Origin of the sequence: Streptomyces spororaveus (assembly GCF_016755875.1) — a bacterium.
GTDB classification, from domain to species: Bacteria; Actinomycetota; Actinomycetes; order Streptomycetales; family Streptomycetaceae; genus Streptomyces; species Streptomyces spororaveus.
In genome coordinates this window covers 7,287,962-7,308,994 of sequence record NZ_BNED01000005.1, presented here as the reverse complement: position 1 = coordinate 7,308,994, position 21,033 = coordinate 7,287,962, and the positions used below count along the sequence as shown (strand labels likewise).

The following is a 21,033-nucleotide window of genomic DNA, read 5'->3' as shown; positions in this document are numbered from 1 at the left end:
GGCCCAACCACCGGAATTTCCGGCCGCGTGTACTAGGATCCGCCGCGAGAATTACTCGATCGTCCGCTGCCCACCCCCATCGACAGGAGGCCCGATGATCGGCGTGCTCGTGACTTTCACACCGACCGAGAAATACGATCGTTCAGCTCTGACGAAGATTGCCGGCGAACTCCGAGGACCGTTCGAAGGAATGGCCGGCCTGCGCTTCAAGAGCTTCATGCTCGACGAACACGGCCTTCAGGCCAGGAATTTCTACGTGTGGGACGACGAGGAGAAAGCCCGCGCCTTCTTCACGGAGGAGCTCGTCGGCAAGGTGACGGAAGTTTACGGCGCCCCGCCCACCATCGAATACCTCGATATCGTGGGGTTCGTCGACAACTCCGGCACCTGATTCCCAAGGGGCCGTCGCACACATTCTGCCGTCCGCTCGGCGCCTCGTGCCGTACCCGTATAGCGTGACCATCTGCTGCATGGGGGCCCATGGGTCCGGACGGTCCGTGCGGGGGTTTTCGACGGAGAGTGGATGAGGCTGCGATGAGTGAACTGACGAAGCCCGAGGTCGAGGTTCCGGAAGGTGACGCTCCTACCGAGCTGACCGTCCGGGACCTGGTCGTCGGGGAGGGACCCGAAGTGAAACCGGGCATGGTGGTCAGGGTCCACTACGTCGGGGTGACCTTCGCGTCCGGGAAGGAGTTCGACGCCTCCTGGGACCGGGGCCAGCCGTTCAAGTTCGCTCTGGGCAGTGGCAGGGTCATCAAGGGCTGGGACCGGGGCGTGAAGGGGATGCGGGTCGGTGGCCGACGCGAGATCATCGTTCCGCCGCGTCTCGGCTACGGCAACCAGTCGCCCTCGCCGTTGATCCCCGCGGGCTCGACCCTGGTCTTCGTGGTGGACCTGGTGGACCTGTATTCCGGTACCACCGGGTGGAGCAGCGCCCGGTAACCCGCGCTCTGCTGGCGGGGCCACCAGGCCCGCGTGCTGTTGGCACGACACCCCGTCAGGTCTGCTGTACGGGCGCGGCGTACGCTGAGGTTCCGCGCCGCGGCGCGTATGGCGCGACCCGACGGAAGGCTGATCGTGCGTACTCCCCTCTCATGGCTTGCCGGCAGGTACGCGCTCGGAGCGGGAAGCGTCAGAGTGGCCGCACTGGGTTCGGTCGTGGCGAGTATCGCGATCATCGTGACCGGTGGAATCGTCCGTGTCACCGGCTCCGGTCTCGGCTGCACCGATTGGCCCATGTGTACGGGAGAGACGCTGGCCCCCACCGCCGAGATGGGGGTGCACGGAGCCATCGAATTCGGGAACCGGCTCCTGACCGGGGCGCTGTGCGCGGTGGTGGGCTGGGTCATCATCACCGCGCGCCTCCAGGAAAAGCCGATGCCCGCCGTGCTGCGCGGAGGCTGGGCGCAGTTCTGGATCGTCGTGCTCAACGCGGTCGTCGGCGGAGTGACCGTGTGGATGCGGCTGAGTCCGTACATCGTTGCCGCGCACTTCCTCGCCGCCACGCTGCTGCTGACCGCCGCGGTGTACACCTGGCACGCGGCGTACGCCGATGGCGATGACCATGCCGATGGCGATTCCGGTGCCGGTGCGGACCGGGCCGGCGCGCCGGGCCCGCTCGCGCGGATCCGGTCGCTGGCGGGGGCCCTGGTCGTGGTGACGGCCCTGCTCGTCGTCGTGGGCACGCTCGCCACCGGCTCCGGTCCGCACGCGGGCGACTCCTCCGACGTGCCGCGGATGCCCTTCGACTGGACGGCCGTGACCGTCGCCCACGGCGTGCTGGCCGGGGCGGTCCTGGTCCTGGCCGGAGTTCTGTTCTCCGCGCTGCCCGAGGACGGCTTCGGAGCCGCGCGGCGCAAGACGGGCGTGTTCCTGGCCGTGCTCCTGGGCCAGGGTCTCGTGGGGCTGGTGCAGTCGCTGACGGCGCTGCCCTCGCTCCTGGTGATGCTCCACCTGCTGGGCTCGGCGCTCGTCTGGACCGGAGTGCTGCAGGTGTACTTCACGGTCAGGAGGGCCTGTTCCCGCCCGCGGGGCCCGCTCGGCGACGCACCGCTGCCGCGCGCCCGGGGCGCCGTGACACACGCCTGACCGGCTTGGCCCGCGGGGATGGCGGCCCTGCTTCAGTCCGCTCGTCGCCGGGCCCTGGCCGCCCAGGCCCGCGCGTGGAGGGGGATCGAGCCGTCCGCCGCCCGCGGCAGCGCCGCACGCAGCCGCTCGCGGAGTTCCGCGCGGTGTTCCCCGGGGAGCTGGGACAGGTAGGCGGGGGCCGGGCCCTGGCCTCCCAGGAACGGGGTCCAGTAGTCGTCGAAGTCCGCGAACGCGGTCGGCACCCGGATCTCCTCGACCTCCACGTCCTCCAGACCGGCTCCGGCGAGCAGCTCGCCCAACGGGCCCGGGGCGCACAGGGGGAACCTGGTGCCCTCGTCCCGTGTCCGTGCCTCCCCGTCCAGGGCGACCGCGGCATCCCAGAACGCGCGGATTGCCTCCATGCCGCCCTGTCCGTAGTCCCACACGTACACCCCGACCCGTCCCCCGGGCACGACGACCCTCGCCAACTCGGCGGCCGCCCGTGCCGGGTCCGGAACGAAGTTGAGTACGAGCCCGCTCACGGCGACCGATGCCGTGGCGTCGGGGAACGGCAGCCGCGTCGCATCGGCCAGGACGAACCGCGCCCGCCGGTCGACGATGTGCCTGCGGGCGTAGTCCACGTAGCCCCGGGACGGGTCGACGCCGACCACGGCCGCCGGCCGGGCGAGGTCCAGCACCGCCCGGGTCACCGCACCCGTGCCGCACCCGACGTCCAGCCAGCGGCCTCCCCCGGGCGCGGCCGTCTCCCGGACGAACCGGTCGGCCACCAGGCGGCTCCACCGCCCGACGTACGGCTCGTACGCCTCACCGGTCGCCCACATCGGCCCACACCTCTCCTCGGCACGCACGCCCCCGACGATGATGCTGCGCCGACCGCGCCGAGGACGGGACCACCACGCCCGGTCAGCCGCCCGGCCGTACCAGTCCCGATTCGTAGCCGATGATGACCAGTTGGGCCCGGTCCCGGGCGCCCAGTTTGCCCATGATGCGGCTGACGTGCGTCTTCGCCGTGAGGGGCGAGAGGCCCAGTGTCTCGGCGATCTCCGTGTTGTTCAGGCCTCGGGCCACCAGTACGAGGACCTCGCGTTCGCGGTCCGAGAGGCCGTCCGGTCCGGCCGTGACCGGGACGTCCGGGAGCGACAGGGCCCGGGCGATGAGCCGGGAGGTCGGGCCGGGTGACAGCAGGGCCTCCCCGGCCGCGACCGTGCGGATCGCGGCGAGGAGTTCCGCCGGGTGGATGTCCTTGACGACGAAGCCCGAAGCGCCCGCCCGCAGCGCCCGCATGACGTGCTCGTCGGTGTCGTAGGTGGTGAGGACCAATACCTTCACCCCGGCCAGGTCCTCGTCGGCGACGATCAGCCGGGTGGCCTCGATTCCGTCCAGCTCGGGCATGCGGACGTCCATCACGACCAGGTCGGCCCTGGCCGAACGGGCCAGCTCCACCGCTTGCCGGCCGTTGGCCGCCTGGCCGACGACCTCCATGTCCGGCGCCGATTCGACGAGCATCGCGAACGACGCCCGGACGAGCGTCTGGTCGTCCGCGAGCAGGACCCGGATCACACCGTCACCTCTCTCCCCGCCAGCGGCAGCGCCGCAGTGACCTCGAAACCCCCGCCGTCGCGCGGGCCCGCGCTCAGTGTGCCGCCGACGCTCCTCGCCCGCTCACGCATCCCGAGGATCCCGTACCCGGAGCCGGCCGTCCCTCCGGAGGCGCTCCCGCCGTTGGTCACCCGCACCCTCAGCATTTCCTTCTCCAGCCCGACGTCGACCCGTACGTCCGCGCCCGGTGACCCGTGCCGCACGGCGTTGGTCAGGGACTCCTGCACGATCCGGTACGCCGCCGCGCCCACCGCCGCCGGTACCTTCGCCGCTCCCGTCCGCACCATCAGCTCCGCGCCCGCCGACCGGACGAGATCGGGCAGCGAGGCCAGGTCCGGCAACGGGCCCTCCGGGGTGGCCCGCAGTACGTCCAGGGTCGTGCGTACCTCGGAGCGGGCCTCCCGGCAGGTCTCCGCGATGCCGTCGAGCGCCTTGACGAGCGCCTCCCGGTCGAGCCGGTCGGGGTCGGCGACCAGGACGTGCGCGGCGACCGATGTCTGGACGCCGATGAGGGTGATCGAGTGTGCGAGGAGGTCGTGCAGGTCCCTGGCGATGCGCAGCCGCTCCTCGGCGACCTTGCGCTCCGCGTCGCGTTCGGCCCGCTCGACGACGCCCGCCACCAGTTGGCGGTAGAGCCGGATGCCGGCGCCGAAGGCCAGCATGGCGATCACCCAGCCGGAGACCCTCAGCAGCTCCACCGTCTCGTGCGGATTCACGAAGAGCTGCATGGTGAGCGTGAGGGAGGTGACCGAGAGCCCGACGATCAGCGTCCGCTTCGGCCTGCCGGTGGACGCGACGGTGTACAGCGCGGTCATCGAGGCCGGGATCGGGGCCAGGTGCATGTAGTCGAAGGCGTGGTACGGCGCCACGCAGGCCACCACGGCGAGCAGTACCGGCATGGGTGCCCTGCGCCGCCATGCCAGCGGGACGTGCGCGGCGAGCAGCAGCGCCCAGCCGAGGGCGTCGGGGCGCCGGCCGTCCTCGACGGTCAGCGCGAGCACTGCCGCGAGGAGCGCGAAGACGGCCGCGGCCGTCGCGTCGCGCCGCACCGGGTGCGGCGCGGCCTGTGGGTCGCGGGTGAACGCCGCTGCGAGGTCCATGATGCCCATCCTCCCTGCGGGCAGGGGCCCCCGGGCGTACGGGGCGCCCCCGCCCGGCCCGGCCCCGGTCAGACCCGTACGCGCTCCCGCCCGGTGTCCGAACCGGCCGTCGGTACGGGCTTCCCGGCCAACGGCCCCGGCCACCAGACCTTGCGCCCCAGCAGCACGCTCGCGCTGGTGACGAGGTAGGTGCGTACCAGGAAGGTGTCGAGCAGGACGCCGACCGCGATCACGAAGCCGAGTTCGGCCAGTTGCACCATGGGCATGTTGACGAGGACCGCGAAGGTGGCGGCGAGGACGAGTCCCGCCGAGGCGATGACCCCGCCGGTCGTCCGCAGGGCGGTCAGCGCCGCGGCTCCCGGTTCCGCGCCGCCCAGGCACTCCTCGCGCATCCGGTGCATGAGGAAGATGCCGTAGTCGACGCCGAGCGCGACGAGGAAGACGAAGGAGAGCAGGGCCAGGCCCGGGTCGGTTCCCTCGAAGGCGAAGAGGGACTCGAAGAGGAGACCGCCGATGCCGAGGGACGCGCCCCAGACGGCGACGACCGCGGCGACCAGGATCAGGGGGGCGACGATGCTCCGCAGCAGTGCGATCAGGACGAGCAGGACGACGACGACGGCGAGCGGGACGACGATGTTCCGGTCGCGGGTGCTGGTGTCGGCCATGTCGAGCCGTTCCGCGCTGGGCCCGCCGACGTACACGCCGTCACCGAGCGCGGAGCGCAGCTCTCTGATGGTCGCGGTCTCGGCCGGTGTCTGCGGCGGGTACGCGGCGACGACCGTGATCTCCGTCCACCCCTGCCCGCTGCGGCCCGCCTCGGCCTTCGTGACGCCCTCCGTGGCGCGGGCGGTCTCCAGCGCCCGGGAGGAGGCGGGTGTCGGGGCGACGACGGTGATGGGCTGGGTACCCGCCCGCGGGTACGCGGCGGCCAGCGTCTTCATCGCGGCGACCGCCTCCGGGGTGGAGCTGAAGGAGTCCTCCTGCTTGAGGGCCCCGGGCAGGTTCAGCGTGCCGAGCGCGAGGGCGGCCAGGGCCGCGGCGCCGGCGACGAGGACGGCGAGGGGCCGCCGGCCTGCCGAGGAGCCCATGGCGGCGAAGAGGGAGCGGCGCGCGGCCTTCGGCTCGCTCCCGTACGCCGGGATCAGGGGCCAGAACACCCGTCGGCCGAGGACGACGAGCAGTGCGGGGAGGAGCGTCATCATCGCGACGAGTGCGCACAGCACACCGACGGCGGCGGTGGGGCCCATCCCCCGGCTGCTGTTCATGTCGGCGGCGAGCAGGCACAGCATGCCGAGGGCGACGGTCCCGGAGGAGGCGAGTACGGCGGGTCCGCAGCCGCGCAGGGCTGCCGCCATCGCGTCGTACGGGCGCGGCGCGCGGCGCAGTTCCTCGCGGTAGCGGGAGACGAGCAGGAGTGCGTAGTCGGTGCCCGCGCCGAAGACGAGGATGGTCATGACGCCCGTGCTCTGGCCGGAGACGCTGATGTCGAAGCCCTGGTGGAGGGCGTAGGTGACGGCCATGGAGAGGTAGTCGGCGGTTCCGGCGACGACCAGCGGGACGAGCCAGAGGAAGGGACTGCGGTAGATGACGATCAGCAGGACGGCGACCACGGCGACGGTCGTGTAGAGGAGCGGCCCGTCGAGGGAGTTGTAGACCTCGCTCGCGTCCGTGGCGAGCGCGCCGGGTCCGCCCACCTCTCCGCTCACGGTCTCGCGGACGTCGTGGACGAAGGCGTCCCGGGCCGCCTCGTCCGTACCGGGCTCCGTGCTGGACACGGCGTACAGGAGCGTGCTGCCGTCCTCGGAGGGAACGGCCTGCGGCGGCGAGGTGAGCGGGTGTTCGGCGGCGACCTGCCGCACTTCCCAGGCGGCGGTCGCCTTGTCCTCGGGGGTGAGTCCGCCGTCTCGGTGGTAGACCAGCACGAGGTCGGTGGACTCCCCGCCCGGCATCTGCTCGGTGATCTTCGCGACCTGGGTCGAGTCGGCGCTCGCGGGCAGGTAGTCGACGGCGCGGTCGCGCTGTACGTCGCCGAGCTTTCCGGCGAGGGGTGCGGCGAGGGCGATCACGATCACCCACAGGGCCAGCACCCCCCAGCCGACGGTCCTCTTACGGCCCTGCATCGGGCCTCCCTTCGACGGTCCTCATGGGGTCGATCCCAGATTCCCGCCGCCGGAAGGCCGATTCGTCGTGCTGACGGCCGACTTGGGGGGTACTGCCGGGGGCGGTGGACCGCGGGGGCTACTCCCGGGGGAGTACGGGAGCGAGCCCCGCGACGAAGGAGCGGGGCGGGTGACCGTGCCACAGGTCCAGCGCGGGCCCTCTCAGGGGAGAGGGCGGCCGCGTCGCTCACCGGGTGGTGCGGAAACTGCCGGTGTACACGTCCGTACGGTTCTGTGGTGCGCCGGAGTTGGTCTCGGTGAGCACCGCCCGCACCCCCTTGCCGTCCGCGACCAGGCCTTGGTAGTCGCCGAGGAAGTAGCCCCCGGCGAACGGCGCCTGCAGCCAGTCGAAGACCCGTGAGATCCGCCGTTCGGTCCGCAGCTCCGGGTTTCCGTGCGGCAGGGTGGCCAGCTGGTAGGCGGTGGGCAGGGTGGTGGTGTCACCGGGCTGGAGGAAGCGCAGGTCGTAGTAGGTGAGCGCGACCGTGCCCCGCTCGTCGACCGCGATCGCCGGGGAGAAGGCCGGCACGTCCTGCGGGCTGATCAGCTCGGGGGTCCCCCAGGTACGTCCGCCGTCGGTGGAACGCACGAGCTGGACGGAGTCGAACCGGCCGCCGGAGAAGTCCGCGCCCTCGTAGGCCATGTACAGCGTGCCCGTCTTCGGGTCGACGGCCGGGCTGGGCAGGGTGGACCCGGCACGCAGCAGTTTGGTGGGGTCGTTCGGGTCGACCTCGGGTACGGAGGTGTCGCGGGCCACGGTGGCCGGGCCGCTCCAGGTCTCTCCGGCGTCGGTGGAGGTGACCACCTCGTAGTGGGCCTCCGTGACGGTGCTCAGGTCGTCGGAGTAGGTGATCCGGTCGTAGAAGTCGTACAGGGTGCCGGTGCGCTTGTCGACGACGATCACATGGCCGATGGTCTGGGTGTTGGGCACGGAGGCGGTGTCGACGAAGCGCCGGGCCCCGCTCCAGGTGCGGCCGCCGTCGCGGGTGAGGGAGATGTAGCCGGGACCGTCGAGGGAGCTGGGGCCGGGCGGATCGTTGTCGAGGCGGTTCCAGACCTGGTAGGCGGTGCCTTCGCGGATCGGGTCGGCGGTGACCGAGGGCTTGTCGTTGAAGAACGGCAACTCGTCGACGTGCGTGGTGGTGAGGTTCTGCCAGGTGCGGCCGCCGTCGCGGGACGTGGCGGCCAGGAGGGCGGTGCGCGTGCTCTTGGTGAAGTCGACGCCTTCCCCGCTCGCGTAGACGGTGCCGTCCGGTCCGGTGCTCACCCAGGGGTCGGTGGCCCGTTCGTAGTCCGCGCCGCCGGGGGCGCACAGGCTGAAGGGCAGCGTGCTCCGGTGGAAGGTGTGGCCGTCGGTGGTCCAGGAGGCCACCAGGCCGCGGGCGGCGCCGTCGCTCCAGCGGTCCTGCTGGTAGGCGGTGACCACGCGTTTCGGGTCGCGCGGGTCGACGGACAGGTACGGCTCGACCTCGGTGCCCGGGTAGACGACGCTGTCGGGGGACCTCGCGCCGATGGTGCAGTCCGCGTACGGGTCGCCGTCGGACACCTTGATCAGCGATGCGCCGCCGGGGTTCCGGTCGGCTGCGGCGGGGGTCGCGCCGGTGACCGTGACGAGCAGGAGCGCGGCGGTGGTGACGGCGGTCAGGGGCAGGAAGACGCGCATGCGGGATCTCCTCCGGGCCTGGCGGCCGGGGTACGGGACCGCCGTCGTCAGGGCGGCCGAGGGGCACGGAGGTGTACCGGAACGCGGGGGTGGGGCGGCTCCGCCTGATCCTTTTCGGCGTCGCGGCCGGTGCCCTTGATGGGCCGAACGACGGAGTCCTCCCCGGAGGCGTCGGCACGCACGGCGGAGCCGACCAGCGGTGGAACGTGCCGGTCGGCTCGTAGGTTGTGCGGTGACGCGGTGCTGCTAGGGGGTGTCTTGTCGGTCAGGGCGGATCAGGGAGCGGTCAGGTGACCGCCTGCGTGGTTCCGTCAGGCAGCGTGCAGAGATAGCCGGCGTAGGGGCGTGCGGTGACCTGTCCGCCGGCGGCCGTGCACTCGTCTCTGGTGATGTTCGGAGACGAGGCGGCCCCGGCGCTGACCGCGCCGACGGCGCTCATGCCTGCCAGGGTCGCCGCGGCCAGGGCCAGTCCCAGGATTCTTCGCATGCGCATGACTTCCTCCTCCTCTCAGGCGCCTGCGTCGGCCTTCGGGAAGGACAGGGCTCAGGACGACGGCGCCCTCCTTCTCAGCATGGGCGCTCCGCATGGGGCCCGCGCGGCGAGGTCGCCCACCACCGCCGCCCGTGGCGGTGAACCTCCGGCGCGCGGTGTCCCGTTCGGGGACGCGGCCGACGCCGCCGCTCCACCGGGGTGTCATGGCGGCGGACGGGTCCCGGGCGGGTACCCGTCCGCATCGGGTCGCGGCTCCATCCGGGACACCACCACCGAGAGCCGCGCGCAGACCCGTTTGATCTCCTCGTACGTCCTGTCGCGTTCGGTGATGACGGCCGCGATGAGCAGGGCCGTCAGCGCGGTCGTGCCGTTGAAGGCCTGCAGCGTGACCATGTTGGCGAAGACGTCCTTGCCGACGAACGGGCCCTGGTCGCCGTCGGCTGCCAGGACCGCCAGCGTCGACACGGCGAGCGCGCACGGCGCCGCGCCCGCCAGCCGGAACCGGAAGGCCGCCCAGATCAGGAACGGCGAGACGAGGAAGAGCAGGTTCGTGTCGCGCGTGCGCGTCGCGAGGAGCGTGACGGAGACGGTGCCGAGGGCCAGCGCCACCGCCTCCGGCCAGCGGCCGGGTCCGGCGCGCGACGGCCATCGGGCGTTGCGCAGCACGAGCAGGAAGGGGGTGACGACAAGGATGCCCATCGCGTCACCGGCCCACCACACCGACCACGTCGGCCAGAAGTCGCCCGCGTCCAGTGCTCCGGAGAGGACCAGTACGCCGCTGCCGATGGTCGCACTGATCGACATCCCGGCGAGCGCGCCGAGGAAGACCAGTGCCAGTACGTCGCGCAGGCGGTCCAGCTCGTTCCGGAAGCCGGCTCTGCGCAGCATCAGGCAGGCGCAGACCGGCGCGAGGGTGTTGCCCGCGGTGATGGCCAGGACGGAGAGCAGCGACGGCCCGAGGGACACGTTGACCAGGAACGCGCCCAGGGCGATGCCCGGCCAGACGCGCAACCCCATCAGGAGCAGTCCGGCGAGCGCGACGCCGGTCGGCGGCCACAGCGGGGTGACCTGGTCGCGCACCAGCTGTTGCAGGAGGCCGATCTGTGCGGCCCCGTAGTAGACGGCGGCGACCGCCAGGACGCGCAGCGTCGTGGACCCGAGACGACGACCCATCTCCGCGCTGCCCACGACAGCAGTCTGCGCTCAGATCACGCCCCTCGCTACCCCAGTGACCTGCGCCGGTCAGGCCTCCGGCGGACCGTCGTAGCGGACGACGAGGACCGCGGCATCGTCGCGGTGTCCCGTCAGGTCGGCCACCTTGACGACGGCGGAGGCCAGGACGTCGGGGTCGGCGTCGAATCCGGCGCGCACCAGTCTGGCCACTTCGGCCAGACCGGACTCCATCGGGTAGTGCGGGCCCTCCACCACGCCGTCGGTGAGCAGGACGAGCACCCCTGCCTCCGTCAGCCGCCGGTGGGTCACCGGGTACTGCTCGCCCGACACGATGCCGAGCGGCGGCCCGCCGCGGTCGAGGGCGATGCCGTGACGGCCACCGGCCGTGGCCCAGACCATCGGGACGTGGCCGGCCCTGGAGACCGTCAGGTCCCGGCTGACCGGGTCGAAGCGAAGGAAACAGCAGGTCGCGAAGAGGCCGGCCCCCATGGCGATCAGCAGATCGTTGGCGCGGCCCAGAATCTCCCGGGTGTCGCTCGTCGTCTGCGCGAGGGCGCGCAGGCTGGTGCGCACCTGGCCCATGAAGGCGATGGCCTCCACGTCGTGACCCTGCACGTCGCCGACCGTGAACCCCAGTGACCCGTCGTGCATGACGAAGGCGTCGTACCAGTCACCGCCCACCTCCAGACCGCCCCGGGAGGGCGCGTACCTGGCGGCGAGATGCAGCCCGGGCAGCCGCGGCAGGCCGGGTGGGAGCATGTGGCGCTGCAGGGCCACGGCCAGCTCGACCCTGGCCCGCTGGTACTCGATCCGGTCCAGGGCCTGATCGACGAGCTGCCCGAGAGCGACGAGGAGTTCCTGCACGTTGTCGGGCCGCTCGGGACGGTGTCCGCGCATCACGGCTCCCGGCTCTCCCACAGCCTGCTCACCTCACCCTAGCCGCTGCTCGCGGAGGCCTCCACAGCGGTGAATCAGCAGGCCGGACGGGGGATGCCGGTCTCAGGAGGGACCGATCTCGAACTCGGGTGCCTTGAGGCTCTTCAGGCATTCGGTCTTCGGCGCGGCCGGGTCGTCGAAGAACGAGACCGCGATCTCCTGGGCGCACTTCGAGGTGGCGAACACCACGTGCGGCTCGTACGGGACGGTGACGACCTTGGCGTTGTCGAGCGTACGGGCGACGTACGGTCCGTTGTCCGCCCCGGTCTGGGAGTCGAAGCCGCCCGACAGGGCGAGGGTGGGGATGTCACCGCGGGTGGCGTCCCGGATCGAGGGCGCCGCCGCGGGTACGTTCCAGGCGTCGCAGTCCGGGTGGAGGAAGGCGAGCTGGGGAGCCTGGGCCTGTACCGAGCGGGGGAAGGACGGGAAGGCCGCCCGGCCGGCCCGGAGCGCCGCGTCCTCGCTCTCGTACGGTGTCCACTCGCTGCAGAAGACGCCGTAGACGAGGCCGTGCGCGACCCTCCCCATGGCCTGCGGGCTGAGTTTGCCGCCCGCCCACTGCTGCGCGATCCGCTGCGGCCTGCCGTGCGCCAGCTCGTCGAGCGCGGCGGGTACCTGGGGCGCCACGTGGGTGGCGGAGGTCATCCAGTTGACCAGGGCTCCGCCGTCCAGGACGACCTTCACCGGCTTGTCGCTGCCGGGGACGGTGACGGTGGTGGTGACCGGCTTGGCTTCGAGGTCGCGGACGAGCCGGTCGAAGGTGGCCGACAGGTTCGGGTAGCGCTTGTTGCACGCCGGCTGCGCCGCGCAGGCCTTGAACAGGCCGTCGAAGCCCTGGCGGGCGCTGCTCCAGGTCGAGGCCGAACCGGCCTTCGACGGTGGCAGTATGCCGTCGATGCCGACCGAGCGGAGTCCCTCGGGGTGCAGGCGCATGTAGACCAGTGCCAGGTGGGTGCCGTAGGAGATCCCGTACAGGTTCCACTTGTCGATGCCGAGCGCCTTGCGCAGGTCTTCGTAGTCGGCGGCGCTCTCGGTGTCGTTGTAGGCGGAGAGGTCGATGCCGCGGCCCGCCAGCTTCTCGCGGCAGGCCTTCGTGGCCTCGACGTGCAGGCGTCCGGTGGACGGAGCGTCGTACTCGAGGCCGACGGAGCGCGCGTTGAACTCGTCGATCTCGGGGCAGAGGAGATCCGGGTCGGCCGAGTACGTTCCGCGCTGGGACATGAAGATCACGTCACGGTCGCGGTTCAGCCCGCCGTCGATCGCCATCTTCGCCTCCCCCACCGCGTCGTCGCCGGGGCCGCCCGCGAGCCACACGATGGGGTCGGACGTCGGCTTGCCGGTCGCGGCGGGGACGATCGCGACACCGAGTCGGATCGTCCGGCCGCTCGCTCCGGCGCGGTTCTCGGGCACGGTGAGCGTTCCGCAGCGGGCCCCGTCGAGGGCCTCGACCGGTTCCGGTGTCTTCGGGCAGGGTCCCGGTTCGAAGCGGGCGTCGCCCACCGTCCGCGCGACCGTGCCGATCGGCGCGTCGGGGCCGGGGCTCGTTCCGGTGCGGGACTGCGCCTGGGCGGGTGCGGCGAGCAGGCCGGTGACGAGGATCCCGGTCACCATGCCGGCCGACGTGGCCAGGAGTCGTCGTGCCGTGCGGCGCCGGCGGGGCGCTGGGTGCGGTGCCATCTGCCCTCCCCGTCATTTCGGGGTGATCGTGAACGGTTTGGGTTCGAGGTCGTCCACGCAGCCGGTGTCGGGTGCGGTGGGGTGGGCGAAGAACGAGGCCAGCACCTGCTGTGCGCAGGGGGACTGCGGGACCACCCAGTGCCCGATTCCGGGGATCAGCACGGAGGTCGACCGGGACAGGTCGCGTGCCACGCCCCGCGCCCAACTCGCCCCGGTCTTCGCGTCGAAGGTGCCGGACAGGACGAGCGCGGGCACCGGGCTGACCGTGGCCACACGCTGGACGGAGGAACGGTCCGGGACGTTCCAGATCCGGCACACGTCGTACTGGAAGGGGAGTTGGGGCACCTGGGCCAGGACCGTGTCCGGCCAGCCGGGGAAGGCCTCGCGCCCCGCCTTCAGCACATCGGCTTCCGAGTACCCCGGCGCCCACTCGCTGCACGCCACCGACTCCGTCAGGCCGTGCGCGAACGCGCCGACGTTCTGGACCGAGCCGGCCGCGCGGGCCTGCGCGAAGCGCTCCGGATTGCCGTTGCTCAGTTCGTCGAGCGCCGCCGGGATGTTCTCGGGCCGGACGTTGAAGCCGACGATCAGGTCCAGCAGAGCGCCTCCGTCGAGGACGACCTTGACCGGCTTTCCTCCGCCCGGCGGCGGGACGTTGAGCGTCAGGGGGTGCGCTTCCAGCTTGCGTACCTGCTGCGTCAGTGTGCGGTGGAGGTCCGGGTAGCGGCTCTTGCAGGCGGGCTGTGCCGCACACGCGGCGAAGATGGTGTCGATCCCCTCGGCGGCGCTGCTCCAGCCCCACGGCAGGACCGCTTCCCGGGGAGGTGTGATCGAGTCGATCGCCATCGCCCGGATCCCCTGGGGGTGCAGGCGCAGGTAGGTGAGGGCCAGGTCGCTGCCGTAGGAGTACCCGTAGACGTTCCACCGCGGGATGTCGAGGGCCGTGCGCAGGTCGGCGAAGTCGGCGGCGTTCTCGGTGGTGTTGTAGGCGCTCAGGTCGACGCCGTCGGCCGTCAGCCGGTCCCGGCACTCCTGCACGGCCTTCAGCATGAGCTGTTCCGCCGGCTGTGCGCCGTAGCGCAGGCCGACGGCCTTGCCGTTGGCGCGGTCGATCTCGGGGCAGGCGAGGTTCGGCCGGTCGTAGAGGTTGCCGCGCTGGGCCATGACGATGAGTTCGCGGTCCTTGTTCAGGCCGGATTCGACGAGGAAGGGGATGTCGTCGAAGGTGTCGCCGCCGGGGCCGCCGGCCATGAACACGACGGGGTCCTGTGCCGGTTTCGCCGGGTGGACGGCCGGGATGACGGCCACGGCCAGGTCGATGGTCCGGCCTCCGGGGCGGGCACGGTTCTCGGGGACCTTCAGGAAGCCGCACTTCGCGCTCTTCAGTGCCTCGATCGGCTCGGGCGGCCGGGGGCACGGGCCGGACACGAACCGCGGCGCGCCACTGGGGCCCGGACCGGGGCCGGGACCGGCGAAGGGGGCGAGCGGCGAGGCGGCGCTGCCCGTCGTCGTACCGAACACCGACAGACAGACCAGTGCGGCCGCGGTGGTCGCCGCGTGGATCGTGCGCTTCGGCATGTGAACTCGTTCCTCTGCCGAAATCGGCGGCGGCCCCAGGGCCGGGCGCGGCAGCGGTTCGGAGGTTCGGACGGAACGCTCGCTCTCGACGCTACCGGGTGGGCCGTACGCACGCATGCGGAGCGTTCGGGCGCGACCGGATTCTCCGGAGCGGATCCCCGCGCGCGGACGGGGTTATACCGTGAGGGGGACACGCCAGTTCGCGCCTCGGGAGCCCAGATGAGCGAAGAGTCGGCCCCCGTGGGCGCCGCCGGCGGCCTGCCGGCGATCGACGGCCCGGCGGCCGCCTGATGACCGGCCCGCACCCGCCGCGCCGCGCCCGCATCGCCTTCTCCGACTCCGCCGCCGAACAGCTGGAGAAGATCACCGGCGAGGCGGAGATCCACGCCCTGGACCGCACCCTGGTCGTCATCTCCGTCGACCCCGAGATCGGCCGGCCGGTCGCCGCCCACACCACCGGTCCCCAGCTGCGCCGGTACACCGACGAACTCGAAGCCGTCCGTGTCCTGTACTTCGTCACCGCACTGCGCACCGTGGTCGTCGTCGCGTACATCGAGGTCTAGAGACGTCCCACCCGGTCCGGGTGTCGCCCTCATGGAACGCATGACACGGCGTCAAAGTCCTCGCTAGCATGGCGAAAGGCCAGTTCGGGGCGGTCCGTGCGGCTCGCTCGACGTGCCGGCAGGGGGCGATGTGATCACAGCTGAGCGGTTACACCAGTGGAGGGCGGCCGAACCGGCCCATTCCGACATCCTCGTGGTGCGCCGCTCGCACGTGCCGGCCGACCCCCGGGGCAATCCGCACACCGAACGCCGGGCGAGCGTGCCGCCTCAGGCGGTCGCCGCCGCAGGCACGATCGACGCTCCGCCCGGCATGGACAACCTGCCGCTGAGCGTGACCGAGACCTTCGTGGGCCGGACCGACGACGTGGCGGGCATCCGGCGGGCCCTCGCCTTCGGCGAGGGGATCATCACCCAGCTCCAGACGCTGCACGGCCTGGGCGGGGTGGGCAAGACGTCGCTCGCCATGCGGTACGCCCGCGAGCACCGCACCGCGTACAACCTCGTCTGGTGGATCGCCGCCGAGAGCCGCGAGCAGGTGGACGCCGCCCTCGCCGATCTCGCGGTCTTCCTGTACCCGACCTGGGCGCTCGGCGCACTGCCGGATCAGCAGACCGAGTGGGCGATCCTGTGGCTCCAGTCGCACGACGGCTGGCTCCTCGTCTTCGACAACGCCGAGGACCCCGCCGACATCAACCCCTACCTCGGACGGCTCCGCGGCCACGGGCACCAGCTCGTCACCAGCCGGCGCGCGGACGGGTGGCGTCCCGGCGCGCAGCCGCTGCGCATCGACGTGCTGGCCGCCGAGCCCTCGGTGAACCTGCTGTGCCGCCTGGCCATGCCCCGGTCGGAACCCACCGACGACCAGCTCCGGGAGGCCGACGCCCTGGCCACGGAGCTCGGTCACCTGCCGCTGGCTCTCGCGCAGGCCGGTGCGTACCTCCGTCAGACCGGCATGTCCTTCGCCGCGTACCGGGACGTCCTCTCCCGGACGCCCGCCACCGTGCTGGACGCCGCCGGCGACCGTCACGACGCGGACCGGACCATCGCCCGCATCTGGCGCACGACCCTGCGGACCCTGGAGGAGACCGCTCCGCTGGCGGCGAAGCTGCTCCACACGCTCGCGTGGTACGCACCCGAGGCCGTACCGCGCGCCGCTCTCTCGGTACCGGTGGAGACCTCGCCGACGGCCACCGGACCCTCCGGCGTCGACGAAGCCCTGACCCTGCTCGGCGACTACAACCTGATCAAGCTCACCGATCAGGACGTCACCGTGCACCGGCTCGTCCAGACCACGCTGCGCAACCCCCTCCCGTCCGGCCCGGCGCGCGCCCCCGGGCGCTCGCTGCTCGACATCGGCCGCGACTGGGCGGAGGCGGCCCTCCTGCGGGCCCTGCCCGACGGCCCCCGCACCGAGAGGCCGGTGCAGGCCCGCTGGCAGGAGGTGCTCCCGCACGTCCAGGCCCTGGCCGCCACCCGTCCGGCCGGGTGGCCACCGCACGAGGGCACCGTCCGGCTCTACGAGCGGGCGGCCCACGAGCTGGTCGAGCGCGACCAGAAGATGCTCGCCGTGCGGCTGATGGAGGCCGTGGTGGAGGGCCTCACCCGGCTGCGGGGAGCGGATGCGCCCGAGACCCTCGACAGCCGGGACACCCTCGCCGACGTGCAGAGCACGGACGGCGATCCCCAGCAGGCGGTGCTGCTGTGCCGTGAGCTGATCGCCGACCGGGTCCGGCTGCTCGGCATCGACGACCCGGCGACCCTCACCAGCCGTCACACCTACGCGTACGCGCTGCGCAAGGCGGGCGACCACCAGACGGCGGTCCGTGAGTTCGAGGCGGTCGTGGCCGACCGCACCCGTGTCCTCGGCGCGGCGCACGCCGATACGCTCGACAGCCGTGACGGTCTGGCATACGCCCGGCAGACGGCGGGCGACCACCGGCGGGCGGTCGAGGACTACGAGAGCCTGGTCGAGGACCGGGCCGAACTCCTGGGCACCGACCACGCGTCGACGCTCGACAGCCGCAACAGCCTCGCCTACGCGTGTTCGGACGCGGGCGACCACCGGCGGGCCGTGCGGCTGTACGAGGAAGCGATCGCCGACCGGGCCCGGGTGCTCGGGGCCGACCACGCGGACACGCTGACCAGCCGCGGCTGGCTCGCGCACGCCCAGCGGGCGGCGAAGGACTACCCGGCGGCCGTCGCCGGCCTCGAATCCATCGCGGCGGACCGCACCCGGCTCCTGGGCGACGACCACCCCGACACCATCGGGACGCGGGCCGACCTCGCGGACGCATGGTGCCGGGCGGGCGTCACGGACCGGGCGGTGCGCGAGCTCGAGGACGTCGTCTCGGCACGCTCGCGCGTCCAGGGGCCCGACCACCCGGCGGCGCTCGACGACCGCCAGAAACTTGCCTTCGCGTACTCGGCGCACGGCGATCACGAGCGGGCGGTCAGCGCGTACCGCAGGCTCATCGCCGACCGCTCCCGTGTCCAGGGGGCGAGCCATCCCGCCGCCCTGGACGCCCGCGGCAGCCTCGCGTTCGCGTATGCGGACGCCGGGGAGTACGGCCGGGCCACGCGGCTGTTCACGGCGCTGGTGTCGCGCCGCACGCGTACGCAGGGCGCCGACCACCCCGCCACGCTCGAAGCGCGCGACCGCGTGGCGTACGCGTACCGGAAGGCGGGCGACCACGCGCGCGCCCTGGCCTGGTGCGAGGCGGTCGTCGAGGACCGGGCCCGGGTGCTCGGAGCGGACCACCCCAGCACCCTGGAGAGCCGCAGCTCGCTGGCGCACGTCCTGCGGCTGGCGGGACGGTTCGACGCCGCGGTGACCGAGTTCACCGCCGTCACGGCGGACCGCACCCGCATCCTGGGTCCCGACCACACGGACACGCTGATCACCCGGATCGGCCTCTGCTACGCGCGGGACCTCGCGGGGGACATGCCCGGCGCGCTCGCCGGCTTCGAGGAACTGCTGGTGGACTTCACCCGCGTCTGCGGCGCCGACCACCCGGACGTGCTGAACGTACGCGCCTGGCTGTCCTACGCCTGCCGACGAGCCGGTGACCACCTGCGGGCGGCCGCCTTGGACGAGCGGCTCATCGAGGACCGCATCCGTGTCCTGGGGCCCCGGCACCGTGACGTCTTCCATGCCCGGGAGTCCCTGGCTCTGACCTGGTACGAAGAGGGGGACGCCCGCCGGGCCGCGCAGCTGTTCGGCGAACTGGCCGAGGAGACCGCAAGGGTCCTGGGGCAGAACCACTCCCGCACGCTCCAGACCCGCGGAAACCTGGCCGCGGCCTACCGGATGGCGGGAGAGCACCAGCAGGCCGTGGACATGCTGGAGCGGCTCGTCGTGGACTCCGGGGAGGTGCGCGGTGCCGACCACGTCGGCACCCTGGCGTTCCGGCACGAGCTCGGCTTCGCCCTCCTGAAGGCGGGACGCTACGAGGCCGCGCTGCGGGAGATGGAAACCCTGGTCGCGGATCGCACGCGGGTCCAGGGCGCCGACCATCCGGCGACGCTCGCCGCGCGCGCGAACCTGGCCTACGCGTGCCGGGACAGCGGTGACCACACCCGCTCGATCACGCTGCACGAAGCGCTGATCGACGATTCGCGTCGGGTGTGCGGCCCCGACCACCCCACCACGTTCCGCAGGCGCCAGGGCCTGGCCCTCTCCTGCGGGGCGGCCGCGGATCACGTACGTGCCGTCCGCCTCCTGGAGGGGCTCCTGCACGACCAGCTCCGCGTGACGGCCCCGGAGCACCTGGACACGGTGCTCACCCGGGAGCTTCTGGCCGGGACCTGGCTGAACGCGCGACGGTACACCGAGGCCGTCCGGGGGTTCGAGGCGCTGGTCGCCGACAGGACGCGGATCCAGGGCGCGGACCATCCGAGCACGCTGATCAGCCGATCCAACCTCGCCCACGCCCACGCGCGCGCCGGAGCGGCCCGGAACGCGGTCGACGAGTACCAGCGGCTCATCGCCGACCTGGCCCGGATCCATGGACCGCTGCACCCGAAGGTGCTCGGCGCGCGCAAGGATCTGGCCCGGGCGGTCAACTCGGCCGGCGACCTCCGGCAGGCCGTCACGCTGCACGAGGAGCTCCTGGCGGACTTCGAACGGGAGCAGGGCGAGGATCACCTCGACACCTTGCTCTGCCGCAACGGGCTCGGCTTCGCCTTCCAGAGGGCAGGTCGGTACGAGGCGGCCGTGCGGGAGATGGAAACCCTGGTCTCCGATCGCACCCGGATCCAGGGTCCCGATCATCCGGCGACGCTGACCGCCCGCGCGAACCTCGCCTACGCGTACCGGGACGCCGGTGACCACCCCCGCTCGATCGCACTGTACGAAGCGCTGCTCGACGACTCCCTCCGGGTACACGGCGCCGACCACCCCGTCACGCTCGAACGACGGGGGCTGCTGGCGGACGCCTACCGCCTGGCGGGCTCCCACCAGCGTTGTCTCGCGCTGTACGAAGGACTGCTCGCCCACCGCCTGGGATCCCTCGGCGCGGACCACCCCGACACCCTGACCACACGGAAGCGGCTGGCCTTCTCCCTCCGCCGTGCCGGTCGGTACCGGGAGGCGCTCAAGTCGTACGTGGAACTGCTGGCGGACGTCGTACGGGTGCAGGGCGCGGACCACGTCGACACCCTGGGGTGCCGGCGGGGACTGGCGATCACGCGCCGGACGGTGGGTCAGTACGCGACGGCGGTACGGGAGATGCAGGTTCTGGTCGCGGACCGGACCCGGCTTCATGGGCCGGACCATTTCGACACGTTCATGAGTCGTGCCGACCTCGCGCTGGCCTGCCGTGACGCCGGGGACCGGACTCGTGCGGCCGCCCTGTACGAGGAGTTGACCAAGGACGCCCTCCGGGTGCACGGCCCCGACCACAACGGCACCCTCCACTTCCGCAGTGCTCTCGCCCTGATCCTGCTCTCGCTGCCGGGCCGGTCCCCGGACCACTCCGTTTCCCTGTGCGAGCAGTTGGTGGCCGACCACGCCCGGATCCTGGGTGACGACCACGCGCATACGCTCTCGAGCCGCGAACTGCTCGCCTACGTCCTGCTGCTGGCCGGCGAAGCAGGCCGCGCGATCCCCCTCTTCGAGACCGTGATCGCCGACCGTTCGAGGATCCTCGGCCTCGGCCTTCCCGCTACACCGGACGGTGTCGCCCGGGCCCACTCGACGGGCCAGGACGCGCTGGCGACCGTGATCGCCTGTCTTGAGCACATTCAGGACCTCAGCCATCCCACCGCCGTCGACGCGCTCGCCAGGGCGTACGGAGAGGTGGGAGACCGGCAGCGGGAGGTGGCGCTCCTCACGGCGGTCGCCTCCGGGCGCGGGCAGGTCCTCGGGCCGAACCACCCCGACACCCTGGAGAGCCGTACGGGCGCCTACTTCGCCCGTGCGGCCGCCGGTACCGGTGACGGTCCCGTCGTCGGCGCGCGCCTCGCGGCCGACTGGGGGCGGGTGCTGGGACAGGAGCACCCCCGGGTCCAGGAGGTCCGGGAGCGGCTCGCGGCGGCCTACCCCGCGTGGACGGTTCGGCTGAGGCTCCTGGCGGACGAGGTGAACGTCGCGGAGCCGGTCGAGGTGGAGGTCCGCCTGGAGCGTTCCGGCGACGGCGATCCGGACACCGGGCCGCCCGGACCCTCCGGTGCGGAGGGACAGCGGGCCGCGGAGCCGTCGGAGCAGGACGGTCCGGCGTCGGAACAGGACAGTCCGCCGACGGCTCCGCCCCTGCCTCCGCTGCTCCTGGTGGCCGCGACGCGCTCGGCCGCCACCGTGGAGCCCCAGGTCGCCGAGTACGCGTCGGGCAGCCGGCCCCCGGTGCTGGTGTTCACGGCGTCCGAGCCCGGCGAGCACCGGCTGCGCCTGACCGTGTACGACCGGGACATGGGCGTCGTGTTACAGGACGTCGAGAGCAGCATCGAGGTGACGGACGATGCCCGCTCCGGCCCCGCCTCCTACGTTCCGGGCACCAGGAGGAATTGA

15 protein-coding genes are annotated in these 21,033 nt (G+C 72.4%); 5 read left to right on the top strand and 10 right to left on the bottom strand.

The window, feature by feature from the left end; translation table 11 throughout:
- Positions 1 to 94 precede the first annotated feature (94 nt).
- The 3 genes from Sspor_RS35440 to Sspor_RS35430 all read left to right on the top strand — a co-directional run bounded on the left by Sspor_RS35440 (position 95) and on the right by Sspor_RS35430 (position 2,088).
- Positions 95 to 391, top strand: a complete 297-nt coding sequence (locus Sspor_RS35440; RefSeq protein ID WP_202202757.1) for a hypothetical protein — start codon at positions 95 to 97, stop codon at positions 389 to 391.
- Positions 392 to 534: 143 nt separating this feature from the next.
- On the top strand, positions 535 to 942 hold the full coding sequence (locus Sspor_RS35435; protein WP_202202756.1) for an FKBP-type peptidyl-prolyl cis-trans isomerase: 408 nt from the start codon (positions 535 to 537) through the stop codon (positions 940 to 942).
- A gap of 108 nt (positions 943 to 1,050) precedes the next feature.
- Positions 1,051 to 2,088, top strand: a complete 1,038-nt coding sequence (locus Sspor_RS35430) for a COX15/CtaA family protein (protein ID WP_266818151.1) — start codon at positions 1,051 to 1,053, stop codon at positions 2,086 to 2,088.
- A gap of 32 nt (positions 2,089 to 2,120) precedes the next feature.
- On the opposite strand, the gene Sspor_RS35425 is transcribed toward Sspor_RS35430, so the two are convergent.
- The 10 genes from Sspor_RS35425 to Sspor_RS35380 all read right to left on the bottom strand — a co-directional run bounded on the left by Sspor_RS35425 (position 2,121) and on the right by Sspor_RS35380 (position 14,466).
- Positions 2,121 to 2,909, bottom strand: coding sequence for a class I SAM-dependent methyltransferase (locus Sspor_RS35425; protein ID WP_202202754.1), 789 nt, complete (start codon positions 2,907 to 2,909; stop codon positions 2,121 to 2,123).
- Positions 2,910 to 2,991: 82 nt separating this feature from the next.
- Positions 2,992 to 3,648 (bottom strand): response regulator, encoded by a 657-nt coding sequence (locus Sspor_RS35420; RefSeq protein ID WP_202202753.1) that lies wholly within the window; start codon positions 3,646 to 3,648, stop codon positions 2,992 to 2,994.
- Positions 3,645 to 4,787, bottom strand: coding sequence for a sensor histidine kinase (locus tag Sspor_RS35415; protein ID WP_202202752.1), 1,143 nt, complete (start codon positions 4,785 to 4,787; stop codon positions 3,645 to 3,647). The genes Sspor_RS35420 and Sspor_RS35415 overlap by 4 nt, the downstream gene beginning before the upstream one ends.
- 68 nt (positions 4,788 to 4,855) lie before the next feature.
- On the bottom strand, positions 4,856 to 6,907 hold the full coding sequence (locus tag Sspor_RS35410) for an MMPL family transporter (protein ID WP_202202751.1): 2,052 nt from the start codon (positions 6,905 to 6,907) through the stop codon (positions 4,856 to 4,858).
- A 226-nt stretch (positions 6,908 to 7,133) separates the two neighbouring features.
- Positions 7,134 to 8,609 carry a sialidase family protein gene (locus tag Sspor_RS35405; protein ID WP_202202750.1) on the bottom strand — a complete coding sequence of 492 codons (1,476 nt, stop codon included), beginning with the start codon at positions 8,607 to 8,609 and terminating at the stop codon, positions 7,134 to 7,136.
- Between the two features lie 286 nt (positions 8,610 to 8,895).
- Positions 8,896 to 9,102: a hypothetical protein gene (locus Sspor_RS35400; protein ID WP_202202749.1), complete on the bottom strand. Its 207-nt coding sequence runs from the start codon at positions 9,100 to 9,102 to the stop codon at positions 8,896 to 8,898.
- A gap of 201 nt (positions 9,103 to 9,303) precedes the next feature.
- On the bottom strand, positions 9,304 to 10,275 hold the full coding sequence (locus Sspor_RS35395) for an MASE1 domain-containing protein (protein WP_202204051.1): 972 nt from the start codon (positions 10,273 to 10,275) through the stop codon (positions 9,304 to 9,306).
- Between the two features lie 69 nt (positions 10,276 to 10,344).
- Complete coding sequence (locus Sspor_RS35390; protein WP_202202748.1) at positions 10,345 to 11,172, bottom strand: PP2C family protein-serine/threonine phosphatase; 828 nt, start codon at positions 11,170 to 11,172, stop codon at positions 10,345 to 10,347.
- A 102-nt stretch (positions 11,173 to 11,274) separates the two neighbouring features.
- Complete coding sequence (locus Sspor_RS35385) at positions 11,275 to 12,822, bottom strand: alpha/beta fold hydrolase (RefSeq protein ID WP_237404430.1); 1,548 nt, start codon at positions 12,820 to 12,822, stop codon at positions 11,275 to 11,277.
- Positions 12,823 to 12,900: 78 nt separating this feature from the next.
- Entirely contained in the window at positions 12,901 to 14,466 is a 1,566-nt protein-coding gene (locus Sspor_RS35380) for an alpha/beta fold hydrolase (RefSeq protein ID WP_202202746.1), read from the bottom strand.
- Between the two features lie 290 nt (positions 14,467 to 14,756).
- On the opposite strand from Sspor_RS35380, the gene Sspor_RS35375 reads away from it, so the two are divergent.
- Together Sspor_RS35375 and fxsT are read left to right on the top strand one after the other, a co-directional pair.
- The gene (locus Sspor_RS35375; protein WP_202202745.1) at positions 14,757 to 15,029 is read left to right on the top strand and encodes a hypothetical protein; all 273 of its coding nucleotides are present in this window, start codon (positions 14,757 to 14,759) and stop codon (positions 15,027 to 15,029) included.
- Between the two features lie 130 nt (positions 15,030 to 15,159).
- The gene (fxsT, locus tag Sspor_RS35370) at positions 15,160 to 21,033 is read left to right on the top strand and encodes an FxSxx-COOH system tetratricopeptide repeat protein (protein WP_202202744.1); all 5,874 of its coding nucleotides are present in this window, start codon (positions 15,160 to 15,162) and stop codon (positions 21,031 to 21,033) included.

Bases quoted from the DNA above. Each gene is read 5' to 3' on its own strand.
- Sspor_RS35440 (WP_202202757.1), top strand. From the start codon at position 95: ATGATCGGCGTGCTCGTGACTTTCACACCGACCGAGAAATACGATCGT.
- Sspor_RS35435 (WP_202202756.1), top strand. From the start codon at position 535: ATGAGTGAACTGACGAAGCCCGAGGTCGAGGTTCCGGAAGGTGACGCT.
- Sspor_RS35430 (WP_266818151.1), top strand. From the start codon at position 1,051: ATGGCGCGACCCGACGGAAGGCTGATCGTGCGTACTCCCCTCTCATGG.
- Sspor_RS35425 (WP_202202754.1), bottom strand. From the start codon at position 2,909: ATGTGGGCGACCGGTGAGGCGTACGAGCCGTACGTCGGGCGGTGGAGC.
- Sspor_RS35415 (WP_202202752.1), bottom strand. From the start codon at position 4,787: ATGGACCTCGCAGCGGCGTTCACCCGCGACCCACAGGCCGCGCCGCAC.
- Sspor_RS35410 (WP_202202751.1), bottom strand. From the start codon at position 6,907: ATGCAGGGCCGTAAGAGGACCGTCGGCTGGGGGGTGCTGGCCCTGTGG.
- Sspor_RS35405 (WP_202202750.1), bottom strand. From the start codon at position 8,609: ATGCGCGTCTTCCTGCCCCTGACCGCCGTCACCACCGCCGCGCTCCTG.
- Sspor_RS35400 (WP_202202749.1), bottom strand. From the start codon at position 9,102: ATGCGCATGCGAAGAATCCTGGGACTGGCCCTGGCCGCGGCGACCCTG.
- Sspor_RS35395 (WP_202204051.1), bottom strand. From the start codon at position 10,275: ATGGGTCGTCGTCTCGGGTCCACGACGCTGCGCGTCCTGGCGGTCGCC.
- Sspor_RS35390 (WP_202202748.1), bottom strand. From the start codon at position 11,172: ATGCGCGGACACCGTCCCGAGCGGCCCGACAACGTGCAGGAACTCCTC.
- Sspor_RS35385 (WP_237404430.1), bottom strand. From the start codon at position 12,822: ATGGTGACCGGGATCCTCGTCACCGGCCTGCTCGCCGCACCCGCCCAG.
- Sspor_RS35380 (WP_202202746.1), bottom strand. From the start codon at position 14,466: ATGCCGAAGCGCACGATCCACGCGGCGACCACCGCGGCCGCACTGGTC.
- Sspor_RS35375 (WP_202202745.1), top strand. From the start codon at position 14,757: ATGACCGGCCCGCACCCGCCGCGCCGCGCCCGCATCGCCTTCTCCGAC.